Origin of the sequence: Streptomyces sp. 8K308, assembly GCF_004348315.1 — a bacterium.
In the GTDB taxonomy this organism is placed as follows: domain Bacteria; phylum Actinomycetota; class Actinomycetes; order Streptomycetales; family Streptomycetaceae; genus Streptomyces.
Window position 1 is genome coordinate 1 of record NZ_SMKC01000157.1, and the last position, 15,432, is coordinate 15,432.

Sequence of the window (15,432 nt, forward strand, 5' to 3'; positions counted from 1 at the left end):
GGGTGGGACGGTCTCCCAAAGCCCTGTCAGCCAACGCGGTGTCCACGCAGTGCCCCCTCACACCCGCAGGTTGAGGAGGGCGCTGTAGACCTCCCACACGGCCAGGGACAGCGGGACGATGGACAGCAGCACGGTGGACTCCAGCATGTCGAGACCGCGGGAGAGCCGTGGGTTGGGGCGGAGACGGCCGGCGGAGACCGCGACGCCGCCGGCGATCAGCGCCACGAGCAGGGCCACCGGGAGCGCGACGCCGAGCAGCGACAGCCGCTCGCCGACGCGGTCGGTCAGGAGGAAGGCGGCCGCGCCGGCCACCGTCAGCAGGCCGGTGGCGAGGGGGATCGCGGCCTGCGCCGTCTCCCGGAACAGCCGGGCCCGCAGCAGGGTCAGGGCCAGCAGCGCGCCGCCGAGCACGCTGGGCCACAGCTCGCCCGAGCCGAACAGCACCAGCGTGCCGCCGGCCGTGACGAGGTGGCTGCCGACCAGCATGCCGACCAGCAGCCGGCGGGCCCTGGCGACGCGCTCCCGCAGCCGGTCGTGTTCCAGCTGGCTTGGCAGCGCCTCCAGGTCCTCGGCCGAGGTGGCGACCTGCGGGGCGGGGATGCGGGCGACCCGCAGCGCGATCGTGGGCCACAGCGTGGTGAGGGCCAGCGCGAGCGGGGCCGCGACGGCGGCGGCGCGGGCCGGGTGGACGTCCCAGACGGCGCAGATCAGCGCGCCGATGGCGGCCAGCGGCCCGGCCACCACGAGGGCCGTGAAGGTGCCGTCGCCGCCGCCGACGAGCACCGGGCCGAGCGCTCCGATCACGGCGAGCACGGCGCAGGCGAGCAGCAGGTGTCCCGCGGTGAAGCCGGCGACCGTGCCCTCCTCGGTGCCGAGCAGCCGGACGGCGCCCAGCATGGCGGGCGGGGCGGCGAGCACGGCCGCGAAGGTGCCGGCCTCCCGGTCGCCGAAGGCGCGCGACATCAGGACGCCGACCAGCAGGGTGAGCGCGGCGGTGGCCAGGCCGAGCCAGCCGGGCAGCCGGTCGGGCGCGGCGGCGAGCGCCGCGCAGGCCGCGAGGACGCCGACGGCGGCGAGCGTCCCGGCGGCCCTGCGGGTGGCGGCGGCGGGCCAGCCGACGGGTCCCGCGGCGGCGCCGATGACCTCGGTGACGTCGTCGTAGAGCGGCGGGGTGGTGTCGTCGGTGCCGTGGCCGACGAAGAGCAGGGCGCCCTCGTGGACGCCCTGCGCGGCGAGCGAGGCGGCCGGGTCGAGCCGGGTGCCGTCGGCGCGGCGCAGCACCCAGCCGCCGTGCCGGACGCCGCCGTCCTGGGTGGGGTCCTCGCCGGCGTGCCGCAGCAGGGTGGGCATCAGGCGGGCCAGTGGGACGCCGGCCGGGACCGCGAGGTCGGCCCGGCTCGCGGGCCCGGCGACGCCGATGCGCACGAACTCGGCGGCGCCGGCCGTGGCCTGGGGCGTCGTGGCAGGTGCCGGAGCCGATGCCGAGGCCGATGCCGTCGGCTGGGTGAGGCTGCCGCTCATGGGGTGGTCCTCGGGGCTTGGTCGGTGGCGGACGGGGTGGCGTGGGGGGATTCGGCGCGGATGAGCTGGACGGGCACGTTGCCCAGCCTGCGGTGGGTGAGCAGGGCGCGGCCCTTCTTGCGCTGGGCCGGTTTGAAGCCCCAGATCGGCATCTCGTCCTTGGGGATGCTCAGCAGCGCGCCCGGCACGTTGAGTTCCTTGAGGCGGCTGAGGACGGGGTCGACGACGGCGCGCGAGGCGCCGCCCGCCTGCCGGGTGACGTAGAGGTGGAGGCCGATACCCCTGGCGTGCGGCAGGAAGTCGAGGAGCGACTTGAGGGGGTTGCCGCGGCTGGTGGACACCAGGTCGTAGTCGTCGACGAGGAGATAGATCTCGGGGCCCGTCCACCAGGAGCGGTCGCGGAGTTGCTCGGGGGTGACGTCAGTGCCGGGGATCCGCTTCTTGAGGCCCTCGGCGAGGCCGCCGACGACCTCCATGGACCGTTCGTGGGTGGTGGAGTAGCCGAGCAGGTGGGGGCCGTCGAACTCGCGGAGCATCGTCATCCGGTGGTCAAGGATGATCAGCCGCGCCTGCTCAGGGGCGTAGCTGGCGACGACCTGCCGGGCGACGGCCCGCAGCAGCGAGGTCTTGCCGGACTCGGTGTCGCCGATGACGATGAGGCCGGCCTCCTCGCCCGGGGTGAAGACGACGGGCTCCAGGCGGTTGCCCTCGATGGCGACGGTGACGCCCCTCGTCTCGGCGGCGGCCGGCGGCAGTTCGGCGATCGGGTAACTGACGGGCAGCAGCCGCACCCGGGGGGCGACGGGCCCCTGCCAGGCGTCGGCGACGCGGCGCACCAGGTCCTGCACGCCGTCGGAGAGCCCGGTGTCGGAGTGGACGCCGTCGACGCGGGGCACGGCGAGCAGGAAGTGCATCGAGTCGGTGGTGATGCCGCGGCCCGGGCGGCCGGCGGGGATGGTGCGCTGGGCCTTGCGGTCCATCTCGGAGTCGAGCGCGTCGCCGAGCTTGAGCTCGATCTTGGTGCCGATCATGTCGCGCATGCCCATGCGCATGTCCAGCCAGCGGTTCCCGGTGCTGACCAGGTGGATGCCGTAGGTGAGCATGCGGCCGGCGGTGGCCATCAGGGTGGCCTCGAGCTCGGGGTAGCTCTGCCGCAGTACGGCCCAGCCGTCGATGACGAGGAAGACGTCGCCGAAGGGGTCCTCGACGCGGCCCTCGGCGCGGGCGGCGCGGTAGGCGGCCATGGACTCGATGCCGGACTCGCGGAACCGGGTCTCGCGGCTCTCCAGCAGTTCGAGCACCTCGGCGACCGTGCGGTTGACGACCTCGGAGTCGAGCCGCCCGGCGACGCCGCCGACGTGCGGCAGGCCGGCGAACGGGAACAGCGTGCCGCTGAAGTCCAGGCAGTAGAACTGCACTTCCGCCGGCGTGTGGCGCAGCACGAGCGAGGCGATGAGGGCGCGGACGCCGGTGGACTTGCCGCTGTGCGGGCCGCCGACGATGGCGACATGGCCGCCGGCGCCGGTGAGGTCGAGCTCGAACGGGTCGCGGCGCTGGTGGTAGGGGCGGTCCACGACGCCGATGGTGGCGGTGAGCGGCGGCCTGGCCGGGGAGCTGCCGAAGCCTCGGCCGTCGCGCACGGCGAGGTCGCCGTGGAGCCGGTCGAGGGGCTCGGGCTCGTCGAGCGGCGGCAGCCAGACCTGGTGGGCCTGCGGCCCGTGGCCGGTCATCTGCTCCACCATCACGCCGAGCACGGTGGGACCGAGGTCCTCGCTCTCGTCGAACTCGTCGGCGCGCGGCTGGGGTTCCGGCTCGGGCGCCTGCTCCTCGGCCGGCACGGGGACGTAGGCGGCGGGGAAGGGGCGGACGTTGATGCCGCCGCCGAGCGCGGCGCCCGCGGTGTCGTCGCCGGTGCGGTAGGGACCGGAGACGTAGGCGGCGCGGAACCGCTTGAGGGTGGCGGTGTCGGTCCTGAGGTAGCCGTGTCCCGGGGCGCTCGGCAGGTGGTTGGCGTCGGGCACGCCGATGGCGGTGCGGCTCTCGGACTCCGAGAAGGTGCGTAGGCCGACGCGGTACGAGAGGTGGGCCTCCAGGCCGCGCAGCCGGCCCTCGTCGAGGCGCTGCGAGGCCAGCAGCAGGTGCAGTCCCAGCGAGCGGCCGAGGCGGCCGATCTGCACGAAGAGGTCCGCGAAGTCAGGCTTCTGGGTGAGGAGTTCGGAGAACTCGTCGACGACGATGAAGAGGCTGGGCAGCGGCGCGAGGTTGGCGCCGCGCTGCCTGGCGCGGTCGTAGTCGCGGATGGAGACGAGGTTGCCGGCGTCGCGCAGCACCTCCTGGCGGCGGTTCATCTCGCCGGACAGCGCCTCCCGCATGCGGTCGACCAGCGTGAGGTCGTCCTCCAGGTTGGTGATGACGGCGGCTACGTGCGGCAGTTCGGACATGCCGGCGAAGGTGGCGCCGCCCTTGAAGTCGACCAGCACGAGGTTGAGCTGGTCGGAGGCGTGGGTGGTGGCCATGCCGAGCACCAGGGTGCGCAGCAGCTCGGACTTGCCGGAGCCGGTCGCGCCGACCAGCAGGCCGTGCGGGCCCATGCCGTTCTGCGCGGACTCCTTGATGTCGAGGTCGAGTACGCCGCCGTCGGCGGAGACGCCGATGGGCGCGCGGAGCCGGTCGCGCATCGGGCGGGGCCGCCACAGGGTGTCGAGGTCGAGCCGGCCCGGGTCGGCTATGTGCAGCAGGCTGGGCAGCGTGTTGACCGTGGTGGTCAGGTCCTCGCTGTCGCCCGCGGCGGGGGCGGCGTCGGCGCGGAACCTGGCGAGCTCGCGGGCCAGCGCGTCGGCCTCGGCTTCGGAGAGCCCGTCGGCGGTGCCGAGTTCGTCGCGCATCTCGCCGGCGAGGACGGCGAGTCGTCCTTCGGTGATGTCGAGCCGGACGCCGTGCGCCTCGGTGAGGGCGGCGGCGCGGCCGTCGACGTCGAGCACGGTGACGCCCTGCATGCCGTTGGGGTCGAGCAGCGCCTCGCCGCCGGTGACCAGGCCGCCGTCCAGGACGACCAGCAGGTGCGGCAGGTCGGGGTCGGGTTCGGCGTCCCGGTTGAAACGGGTGCGGCGGGTGAGCTCGGCGCCCAGCCAGTCCTCGAGCACGGCGAGGCTCGGGTGCATCATCCGCACCGGGCCGACGTGGTCTATCTCGTCCGGGTGGTGGGTGTGCGGCAGCCACTTGAGCCAGTTCCAGCGGGGCCCCTCGATGTCCGGCGCGCACAGCAGCACCCGCACGTCCTTCGGCGAGTGGAAGGTGACGGCGTGCGCGATCACGGCCCGGAACAGCGCGCGGGCCTCGTCGCGGTCGCCGGCGCTGGTGACGGAGAGGGCGGCGAAGCGGCGGAGCGCGACCTGCACGGGCAGATCGGGGACGACGGAGTGGGCCTCGATGAACCGCTTGAGCGCCACGGCCGACAGCGGGTCGAGGTCCTCGACCGGGGCCGACTCCCCGGGCACCAGCGGGGTGGCGAGGTAGCGGGGGCCGCGGCCGACCCGGACCACGCCGAAGTCGCCGTCGGCGCTGCGGCGTTCCCACAGCCGGCGGCTGCCGGCCACCGACCACAGGGCGCCGGGCGGCGGCGCGTTCCACTCCAGGGCCTCGCGCTGGGCCTGCGCGGTGCGGCGCACCTCGGTCCTGGTGCGCTCCAGGTACCGCAGGTACTCGTGCCGATCGTTGCGCGCCTGGCTCTTGGCCGTGCCGCGCTGACGCACCACCGAGCCGACGACCATGGCCAGGCAGGAAACCAGGAACATGGTGCCGACGATGTAGCCGATGGCGCCGCGGCCCATGGTGAGCATGTAGAGGACGGAGCCGAGCCCGCTCAGCGCGGGCAGGGCGGTCATCCAGAGGTTGCTGTCCTCGGGCTTGGGCAGTTGCGGCGGGGCCTTGAGCACCAGCTCGTTCTCCGGCACCGCGGGCTGTGGTGCGCGCGCCGGTCGTCGGAACACGGTGGTCGGGCTGGTCACGGTCGTCATTGCCTCTCGGGCCGGTCATCGTGGGCGCCGGGAACCCGCCTCATCGTAGGCGAGTTCCGGGCACGGGCACGGTGACGGTCGAACGACCCCCCATCGCCCGTCACGTGCCCGGCTCAGATTGCATCCGTGATCGTCACGAAGGCTAGTGGTGGCGTGTACCAGGCACGTATCAGTTCCGTACGGATCGGCACCGGCCTCGCTCAGCCGACGGTCTCCTTGTACCCCTGGTCCAACTGGTCCGCGTACCAGTCGTATCGACCCGAGACGTCCGCGACCTCCCGGTGCAGGTCGGACTCGTCGACGTCGGGGTCGGTGGCGGGGTCGCGCAGCGTGGTGCCGCCGAGTCCGTTGTAGTCGGCGGCGATCGCGGCCCTGGCGACGACGGTCTCGCTGACCCAGTCGCCGTACTGCAAAGAGTCGAGGTGGGCGTTCTCCGCCGCGATGGCCGGGTCCGGTGCCGAGTACCGGTACATCTCGCCGAGCCCGTAGGCGCCGGCCCTGATGGCCACCTTGGCGGGCAGCGGGGCGACCATGTCGCGGACGATGGCGCCGGCCTGGCCGATGGCGGTGACGGCGGACGCCTGCTGCCGGTTCTCGTTGCCGACCGACGCGACCGTGTTCTGGGCGTTCTCGACCGTGCCCGCGATGCGCCCGATGCCCTCGAACGCGGAGCCCTGGTCGTGCTGGACCTCCGGGTCCCGGGCGAAGGCGTTGTAGGCGGTGACCTCCTGCCAGGTGGTGACGCCGTCGAGGAACTCCTGGCTGGCGCTCTTCTCGCCCTGGAGCAGCATGTCGAACAGACCCTGCCGGTCGTCCCGGGAGAGCTGGAACGAGTAGCGGTAGTCGTTGCCGTACAGGTCGCGGTCGGTACGGGCGTCCGGGTCGTTCGGGTCGGAGGGCGCGTCGAAGCCGCTCTCCCTGGACGGCTTGGAGAGCATGTCCATGTACTGGACGGCGGTGTCGCCGATGGCGTTCTGCAGCGCGCCGTGGTCGGCGGGGAAGTAGCCGGGCACGCCGTTGGCGAGCACCGCGTCCTGGTGGGCGGGGGCGTCGGTGAGGACGTTGTAGGCGGCCTCGACGTAGGCCCTGGCATCGTCGCTGTTGTGGTCGACGCCGTCCGGGATGGTGGTGCCGGCCCTGATCAGGTCGCCGGCGCCCGAGCTGTCCTCCCAGTGCAGGGAGAGCAGGTTGTCGCGGAAGGTGTCGTCGTTCAACAGCTCGGCGGAGGCGCCGGTGTTGAGGGACGCGGTGTGCAGCAGGTCCCGGCTGAAGGTGTTGTCGGTGCCCAGGTGCTCGTTGTAGGTGCGGAACTGGACCTCGACGGCGGTCTGCGCGAGGTCCCTGGCGAAGACGTCGCCCGGCGGCACGGTGGCGGTCGACAGCAGGGCGCCGAAGTCGTTGAAGCGCCTCAGGGCCGGCAGGTACTCGGAGTTGCCTATCGGGTAGAGGCCGGTGCCCTCCCGGAAGTCGTAGACGTACTCCCGGATGCCGTCCGGGATCAACTCCTTGTTCTCCGGGATGGTGATGTCGATGCCGCCGAGTTCGGCCGCGGTGAGCAGGTTGATGCCGTTGGCGACGCGGCGCAGCGCGGTGTTGTCGCCGTCCGGGTCGCGCAGGGCGCCGAGGGCGGCGAGCTGGTCGGCGTCCAACTGCTCGTAGAACTCCAGCAGGTAGGCGCGCTCCTGGGGGTTGAGGAAGGACAGGGCCTCGCCGCCCGGCTTGTCGGGGTCGGCGAAGACGCCGAGCGCGATGCCGTTCAGGCCCTCGGTGTAGCGGAGCAGCACGTCCGGGTCGGGGTTGTCCTTGGCCAGTTCCTCGGCGAGCCGCTGGCCGGCAAAGGTGGCCATCTCCTCGGTGGTGAAGAGGTCGAAGGGGCCGCCGGAGAGGTCGTAGCCGAGGTCGCCGAGTTCCTGGCCGAACTCGGCGAGCTTGGTGCGGTAGACCTCGATCGCGTCGGTGATCTCGCCGTCGGTGGAGACGGCGTCCTCGGCGGCGTTGCCCAGGTGCTTGTCGCGGATGTCGTCGGCCAGCGAGCCGGGGAGGCTGTAGACGGGCTGGGCCATGCTGCCGCCCGGCTGGAGGCTGAGGGTGCGGCCGCCGTAGCTGACGTCGAGCGGCATGATGGGCCGGGTGACCAGGAGTTGGGGCGCGGGCATGGCGGCGACGGCGGCCTCCAGGGCGCCCTGCCAGCCGTTCCACTCGCTGATGGCGGAGCTGATGTGCCGGGTGCGGCCCACGTCGAGGCCGCCGTCGCCGAGGACGAGGCCGAAGACCTCCTCGTCGGCCTCGATGGCCCGGTTCATGGCGCGCACCAGGTAGCCGACGACCTGGTCGATGTCCCGGCCGTTGCCCTGGAGGCCCCTGGCGGTGGCGTCGATCCGGCCCTCGCCGTCCACGAGCGAGTCACCGTCGAGGCCACCCGCGTAGATGCTGGCGTGGGTGGCCTGGGCGGCTAGGTCACCGGCGTCCGACGCCTCGCCGGCGGCGTGCGCGTATACGGCCGCCGTCTCGGCCATGTCGTCGGGCCTGATCTCCTCGCTGAACTGCCGCTGCCTGGTCCAGGGCTTCCTGCCCGCCTTCTCCTCGACCTCGTCCGGAGTGAAGCTGAAGTCAGGCACTTCGGTCGTCCCCCACTGCGCTTTGATCACGGTCGTGACCAAGGTCGGTGGAGACCTGGGCTGGGTCGTTTCGGACGCGTTACACGAGGTCGAACCGTCAGTGAACGGTGGTCCGGTGGGCCCGCCGGCACGCTGTCGTGGGCCGCGACGTTCCGGGGCTGGACCAGGGGGGCCGAGCTACGGCTTGGCGCGGCCGCGGCACGCGGTGCCGCGGACAGGACACGAGGTCCACCGTACGGTCCGGGTTCCGGCCGCCGACCCGCGACTGACGGCCCCGGTCCCCGTCCCGCCGTTCTCTGCCGCGGGGACTCGGGGCCGGGGTCGCCCGGCGCCGCGCGCGGGACCTTCCGTTGGTCTTCGCCGCCGTCGCCCCGTCAGTGGGTGGTCACTGCTGCATCGGGCGTGACCAGCCGTCGCCAGAGCCGGACGAATCCCTCTTGATGGCGTCGTTGTAGCCGTCCAGCATCGAGGTCAGGTAGTGCGCGTAGCGGTTCGCGCCGATCCTGTCGGCGGCGTTGAACACGTTGGTCGGGGTGAAATCCTGGTCGCCCTTCTCCGGGATCTCGCCCCGGTCCTCGCCGGCCCCCGCGTAGTCAGCCCTGATCGCCGCCTGGGCGACCCTTTCCTTCAGCGGCTTATCTCCGAAGTTCTCCGCGTCCCATTGCGCCTGCTGCACCGCCGCGTTTCCATCGGGCAGGGTGTAGCGAAGCATTTCGGTGGCCGCGTAGGCGGCTCCCGTGGTCAGCGCGTTGCCCTTCCCGAAGTCTATGAGCGTGTTGGCGACGGAAGCCCCCAGCGAGATGGCGCCGTAGGCCGTGTACTGCTGTTTCGAGGAGTCCGACACGTCGTCGTCTGTCTGAATCCGCTCCACGGTGCCGGCGATCCGGGCGATGTCGCGGAAGGTCGGCGCCTCATCGTGCTCTCCATTGCCGTTGTCCCGCATGAAGGCCTGATACGCGGTCTCCTCCTGCCAGTTGCCAACCGCTGCGAAGAAGGACTGCCGGACGCCCTCGTCGCTCCTGTTCATCAGCCGGAACAGTTCTTCCCGCTCGATCCCGTTCAGCTCGAAGGAGTAGAGGTAGTCTTCGCCGTGCAAATTCTGGACGGTCCACGGATCGTCCCCGTCGGGATCGCTGCTGGCGTAGAACGCGGTCGTGTTCCCGATTCCGTGGGAGATGAAGTCCATGTACGCCATCGTGGTGTCGGCGATGGACTGCTGGAGGGCGACGTTGTTGTAGGCCAGAGCCTCGTACTCGTCGTAGCCGGCCGCGCTGATCTGCTTCTCGTAGTCGCCGGCGTCACGCAGCAGGTGGTACGCGGACTCGACGTACTGGTGGGCTTCGGGGGCGTTGATGTCGACGCCTTCCGGAAGCGTGGTGCCGGCGCGGACCAGATCGCCCGCTCCGTAGCTGTCGTGCCAGATGGTCCGCAGGAAGTCGTGGCGGAAGTCGTCATCTGTCAGCAGTGCGGCTGACGCCTCGGTGTTACGGGAGGCGGCCGTCAACAGGGCGCTGCTGCCTGTGTCCTTCACATAGTCCGTGTAGTGGATGTTCATCCCCGCTTGCACGGTGGCCTGCTGCTGCACGTCCACGGCCACCCGTGCCATGTCCTTGGACAGCTGGTCGCCCGCCGGCAGCGTCCCCTGCGACATGATGTCGCCGAAGCCGTTGAACAGCTCCAGCTCCCTGATGAACCGCTGTCCGTCCGTCTGCATCCCGGGACCCGGCGGGAACATGCCGTGCTCCTGGTACTCGTAGACGAAACGGCGGACCGTCTCGGGCAGGGCGGCACGCCCCTCCTCGGTGGCCGGGTCGTGACCGCCGATCTCCGGGTTGGCCAGCATGGCGATGCCGTTGGCGATGTTGCGCTTCGCCTCGTCCCAGCCCTCGATCTTGTTGCCCAGCGAGGCCAACACCTCGGGGTCGTCGATCCCCGCGAAGAACGTTTCCAAATAGGCGAGTTCGTCCTCGGTCAGATCGCGCGCCGGCGCACCGGGGTTACTGGCGTCACCGTAGATCGCGTCGGTGATGCCCTCGAGACCTGCGCTGTACATGGCGAGGACGCGCGGGTCGGGCTCGTCCTCGCCAAGTTCCTCCAGGAACCTGGCGGCCGAGAACTCCGCCATCTCCTCCGTCGTCCACAGGCCCAGCGGGCCGCCCGACAGATCGACGCGCAGCCCCTGCAACTCGGCCCCGTACTCCGCGAGTTTCCTGCGGTACGCCTTGATCGTCTCCTCGATGTCCGTGTAGGTGTCCGCCGCACTGTCCGCGGCGTTCTGCAGGTGTCTCTCCCGGATCTCGGTGGCCAGCGACTCGGGCAGGGCGTACACGGACTGAAGGGCCGAGACGCTCGCCGGATAGATCTGCCTTGCCTGATCGCGGTACCTGATCGTCACCGGCATGATGGGGCGGTCGATGCTCAGCTGGTCGGCGATCTCGCGGCCTGGAAGGGCGTTCACCTCGACTTCCAGAGCCGACTGCCAGCCGTTCCACTCGTTGACGGCTGCCGCGAGGTGCCGCGAGTACGCCTCCTCGAGACCGCCGTCGCCCACGATCAACTGGGAAACGTCCTCCTCGGTCTCCAGCGCGTGGTTCATGGACCTGACGAGCGCCCGGACCACGGTTTCCATGTTCCCGCCGTTGTCCTGGAGATCGATGCGGGTGTGTGAGATCCGATCCATCGAGTTCACCAGGGACTCGCCGTCCAGCTCGCCGGCCTCCGCCCCCACCTCGGTGGCCCGCTCGGCCAGCTCCCCGGCCGTGGCGCCCTCCTCCGCCGCAAGCGCGTAGAGCATGGCCGTGTCGGCCATGTCCTCCGGCTTGATCTCCTCGGAGAACTCCCGCTGCCTGGTCCATGGCTTCTTGCCGGCCCTCTCTTCCACTTCTTCTCGCGTGAAATCAAGCTTCGGCACGGCAGGCTCCTTGGGCTCAGAAACAGAGAGAGATCATCCTTGAACTCACTTCACCTGGTTGATCAACAACTTCTTACCTGATGATGAACGATTCACGCTAGACGACGCCCGAACGCCCCGACAAATAAGGGAGTTGCGTGACCTGACCGAGGAGCGGCGGTGTTGCTGGCCGCTTCGGCCCCGATCTCCAACTCGTCGCCGGTGTCGACCATGTCGTCCGGCCGGATCTCTGCGGCGAACTGGCACTGCCTGGTCCGGGGTCGGCGGCCGGCCTTCGCCTCGACCTGGGCTCTGGTGAGGTCGAGGTCCGGCAAGGTGGTGCCCTTCTCAGTTCCTGTGTGGTGGTGCGTCAGTTGGCGGTGGCGTCGTTGTAGACGGCGTCGTCGTAGCCCTCGACCAGGGCGTCGCGGTACTGGTCGTAGGAGGCGCCCTCGACGTCGAGCGTGGCCCGACGCAGGTCGTCGTGGTCGACGTTGGGCGAGGAGACGTCCGGCAGCTCGTAGTCACCGGCGCCCTCGTAGTCGGCTCTGATGGCGGCGTCGGCGACGATGGCCCGCACCGTGTTGTCGCCGAAGTTGACCGCGTCCCACTGGGCCTGCTTGTGGGCGGCCGCGCCGTCGGGCAGCGTGTAGCGCAGCCCCTCAGTGATGCCGTAGGCGCCGAGCGAGGTGATGGCGTTGCCCTTGCCGAAGTCGATCAGGGTGTTGGCGAGGGAGGCCGCGGTGGAGATCGCGCCGTACGAGGTGAACTGCAGCTTGGAGGAGTCGTCCGAGGTCTCCACCCGCTGCACGTACTGCACGGTGCCCGCCACCCGGCCGATGTCCTGGAAGGTGGAGGACTGCTCGGGACGGCCGCCGGCCTCGTCGCGCAGGAAGGCGTTGTAGGCGGTGGCCTCCTGCCAGGCGCCGACGCCCTCGAAGAAGTCCTGCCGCACCTGCTCGTCGCTCGCGTTCATCAGGGAGAACAGGGCTCTTCGGTCGTCGCCGTTGAGCTCGAAGGAGTACAGGTAGTCCCTGCCGTGCAGGTTCTCGTCGGTGAACTCCCGCCCGTCGGTGGAGGCGTTGAACTCGGTCCGCTCCGAGCCCTTGGACAGCATGTCCATGTACTCCAGCGAGGTGTCGCTGATGGCGCGCTGCAGGTTGGCGTGGTCGAGGGCCATCGGGCCGTCCTGCGGGCCGCCCTCGCCCAGGATGAACCGGCCGTTGTCGGGAGCGTCGGCGAGCACGTTGAAGGCGGCCTCGACGTACTGTCTGGCCTCCGGGTCGTTGTGGTCCATGCCCTCGGGGATGGAGGTGCCGGCGCTGATCAGGCGGGCGGCGCCGGTGCTGTCCTGCCACCACTGGCCGAGGAACTCGTCGCGGAAGTCGGCGTCGTTGAGGAGCCCGGCGGACGCCTCGGTGTTGCGGGAGACGGCGGTCAGCAACCCGCTGCTGCCGGTGTTGGGCACCTGCTCGTCGGCGTAGATGCCGAGCCCCTGCTGCACGCCGGCGCGGGCCTGGATGTCGAGGGCCGCGTTGGCCATGTCCCCGGCGAATGCCTCGGCCGGCTCAAGGGTGCCGTGCGACATGATGTCGCCGAAGCCGTTGAAGAGCTGGAGCTCCTCGCGGAAGCCGTCCGCGTCGGTGGTGCCCGACGCCTCACCCGGCCACATCCGGCCGTTCTCGTAGTCGTAGACGAAGCGGCGGACGATCTCGGGCATGGCGGCGCGGCCGTCCTCGGTCGACGGGTCGTAGCCGCCGAGCTCTGGGTCGGCCAGCATGGTGATGCCGTTGGCGATGTTCCGCTTGGTCTCGTCCCAGCCCTCGATCTTGGTGCCGAGGGAGGCCAGCGTCTCGGCGTTCACGCCTGAGAAGAAGGTGTCCAGGTAGGCCCGCTCCTCCTCGGTGAGGTCGCGCAGCGGGTCGCCCGGGTTGGCGGAGTCGCCGTAGATGGCGTCGACGATACCGGAGAGCCCCTGGGTGTACATGGCGATCAGCCGCTGGTCGGGGTTCTCCTTGGCGAGCTCCTCCTCCAGCTTCTCGGCGGCGTACTCGGCCTGGCCCTCCGTCGTCCACAGGCCGAGCGGGCCCGCGAGGTCGTAGCCGAGCGACTGGAGCTCGGTGCCGTACTCCATGAGCCGCTGCCGGTAGGCGTCGATGTGGTCGGTGATCTCGTCGTAGGCGCTCTCGGCGCTGTCGGCGGCCCGGTCCAGGTGCTTCTCGCGGATCTCGGCGGCGAGGCTGTCGGGCAGCGAGTAGACGTAGCCGCCGCCGGACTGGGCCTGGTCCGCGTTGATGGTTCTGCCGTTGTGGGTGACGCTGACCGCGACGGTGCCGGAGACGGCTCCGCTGTTGTTGGCCTCGGCGACGGCGCCCTCCAGGGCGCCCTGCCAGCCGTTCCACTCGTCGACGGCGTCCTGGAGGTGGTCGGTGTACTTCTTCTCCAGGCCGGCGGGCGCGTAGATCTCGTCGTGGACGTCGGACTCGGCGTCGATGGCCCGGTTCATCGCCTGGACGAGACGGGTGACGACCTCGTCCATGTCCGCGCCGTTGCCCTGCAGGCCGCGGGCCGTCTCCTCGATCCGCCCCTCGCCGTCCACCAGGGACGCGCCGTCGAGGCCGCCGGAGTCCTCGCCCAACCGGGTGGCCTCCTCGGCCAGTTCACCGGTGTTGGCGGCCTCGCCGGCCGCACGCGCGTAGATCGCGGCCGTGTCGGCCATGTCCTCCGGGTCGATCTCCTCGGAGAACTCCCTCTGCCTGGTCCACGGCTTCTTCCCGCCGGCCTTTCCTTCGACTTCATCTCTCGTGAAATCAAGCTTCGGCACGGCAGGCTCCTTGGACTAGTTACAGAGGGAGATCATCCTTGAACTCACTTGCTTTCGTGGGTGAACAACTTCTTACCCGACAATGAAGCGTTAACGCTAGACGGCGTCCGAAATACCCCGGAAAATGGGGGAGTTGCGTGACTCAACCGAGGAGGCGGCGGTGTTGATGGCCGCTTCGGCCCCGATCTCCATCTCGTCGCCGGTGTCGGCGACCACGTGGTCGCGACCGGCCATGTTCTCCCGGCCCTCCGCCGCCCGGGCGACGCCCCCCATCTGCTCGAGACGGGTGGCGTCCACCTTGCCGGCGAAGTGCCCGCCGTCGGCGTAGCTGTTGGGATTGGGGACCGCCCGATCCAGATACCGCCGGGTGCTCTCCGCCAGGTCGGCGGTTTCGAAGCTGCCTCGCGCGGATTCCCGGAAGCCGTCCGGAATGTAGTAAAGGCCGTCACCGGACACTGGTTTCTTCCCTTCCCGTTCACCGGCCCAGTAGTGGACCATTGCGTCTCTTCGAAGTGCGGTGCGGTGCCGCGTCCGGCAGGAACACGGCACCGCACCGCGGATCGGCCCGGCCGCGGCCGCCCGCTGCCTGAGCAGGCGGAGCGGCTACGCTCCGAGCACTCCGTTACTGGCATTCCGATTCGACGCCCATACCGCCGGATCCTCGGTCAGATCCGTGGGCTTACCCCTCGTGGCGCGCTCCTCCGAGTCACGGTCCGACCGCTTGGCTCCCGGGGAAGGAGGGGGTGTGCTCCCCGGACGCCCGGTAAGACCGTGCCTGGCGGACGCGTCCCTGGCCCCCGACCGCCAGGTGGCGGCCGGCTCCCCCACGGCGCGGGCCCGCGAGCCCGTCCTGGAGGCGTTGCCCCGCGCGGCGTGCTGCCCGCGACCACCGGCCGCCGCGGCGGTCGGCCCCGGAGCGAGTGCGCGAGCGGCGGCGGCACCGGTCGGGCGCTGACCGGCCGGGAACGCGACCCCCGACCGCTGGGCCGAACCCCGACCACCGACACCGACGCGCTGCCCCGTGGCACCGCCCCGACCCGCCGCCGCGCCCGGCGGCGGAACGAAGGGCCGTCCGCCCTGCCCCGCCTCGTGCAGGGCGAAGCGGGAGGCCACCTGGGCACGGCGCGCCAGGTTGCGGGTGGCCTGCTGCACCATCTGCCCACGGGCGGGGCCCGAGTGGCCGACGCTGGGCGGCATGATGCCGCCGTAGAGGCCCGCGAGGCTCGCCGCCCCGCCGCCGGCGGCGAGACCGGCCAGACCGCCGGTCGTGGCGACCGCGCCGGGACCGGCGCCGATGCCGGACAGCCGGGTGGCGTACTCGGTGACGTCACCGAACGGCTGACCCGTGACCGGGTCGATCCACCGACCGACGGCGGGGTCGAACTCCCTGCCGGTCGCCGGATCGACGAGGAACCCGGTGTTGGGGCTCTGCACCCAGCCCGCGAAGTCGCCCTGTTCTGGCCCCTGCACGTGGGCGCCCGGGTACTCACCCGAGCCGATGACGCTGCCGTTGGGCGCCTGGTAGTCGGGCTGCGCGCCAGCGGGCCCGCCGCCGACCCCCGC

The 15,432-nt window shown here is 71.2% G+C and carries 6 protein-coding genes and 1 pseudogene; all 7 read right to left on the minus strand.

Going from position 1 to position 15,432, the window contains the following annotated elements; genetic code table 11:
- Positions 1–57: 57 nt before the first annotated feature.
- On the minus strand, positions 58–1,521 hold the full coding sequence (gene eccD / locus E1265_RS20895) for a type VII secretion integral membrane protein EccD (protein WP_132932169.1): 1,464 nt from the start codon (positions 1,519–1,521) through the stop codon (positions 58–60).
- Positions 1,518–5,528: a type VII secretion protein EccCa gene (gene eccCa, locus E1265_RS20900; RefSeq protein WP_243740984.1), complete on the minus strand. Its 4,011-nt coding sequence runs from the start codon at positions 5,526–5,528 to the stop codon at positions 1,518–1,520. Before eccCa ends, eccD begins: the two co-directional genes overlap by 4 nt.
- A gap of 209 nt (positions 5,529–5,737) precedes the next feature.
- Positions 5,738–8,155, minus strand: coding sequence for a hypothetical protein (locus E1265_RS20905; protein WP_132932173.1), 2,418 nt, complete (start codon positions 8,153–8,155; stop codon positions 5,738–5,740).
- A 385-nt stretch (positions 8,156–8,540) separates the two neighbouring features.
- Positions 8,541–11,066 carry a hypothetical protein gene (locus E1265_RS20910; RefSeq protein WP_165953821.1) on the minus strand — a complete coding sequence of 842 codons (2,526 nt, stop codon included), beginning with the start codon at positions 11,064–11,066 and terminating at the stop codon, positions 8,541–8,543.
- Between the two features lie 349 nt (positions 11,067–11,415).
- The gene (locus E1265_RS20915) at positions 11,416–13,869 is read right to left on the minus strand and encodes a hypothetical protein (RefSeq protein ID WP_132932177.1); all 2,454 of its coding nucleotides are present in this window, start codon (positions 13,867–13,869) and stop codon (positions 11,416–11,418) included.
- A gap of 96 nt (positions 13,870–13,965) precedes the next feature.
- Positions 13,966–14,367 carry a hypothetical protein gene (locus tag E1265_RS20920; RefSeq protein WP_132932179.1) on the minus strand — a complete coding sequence of 134 codons (402 nt, stop codon included), beginning with the start codon at positions 14,365–14,367 and terminating at the stop codon, positions 13,966–13,968.
- Positions 14,368–14,472: 105 nt separating this feature from the next.
- A pseudogene (locus tag E1265_RS37165) lies at positions 14,473–15,432 on the minus strand (hypothetical protein); the annotation flags it as partial.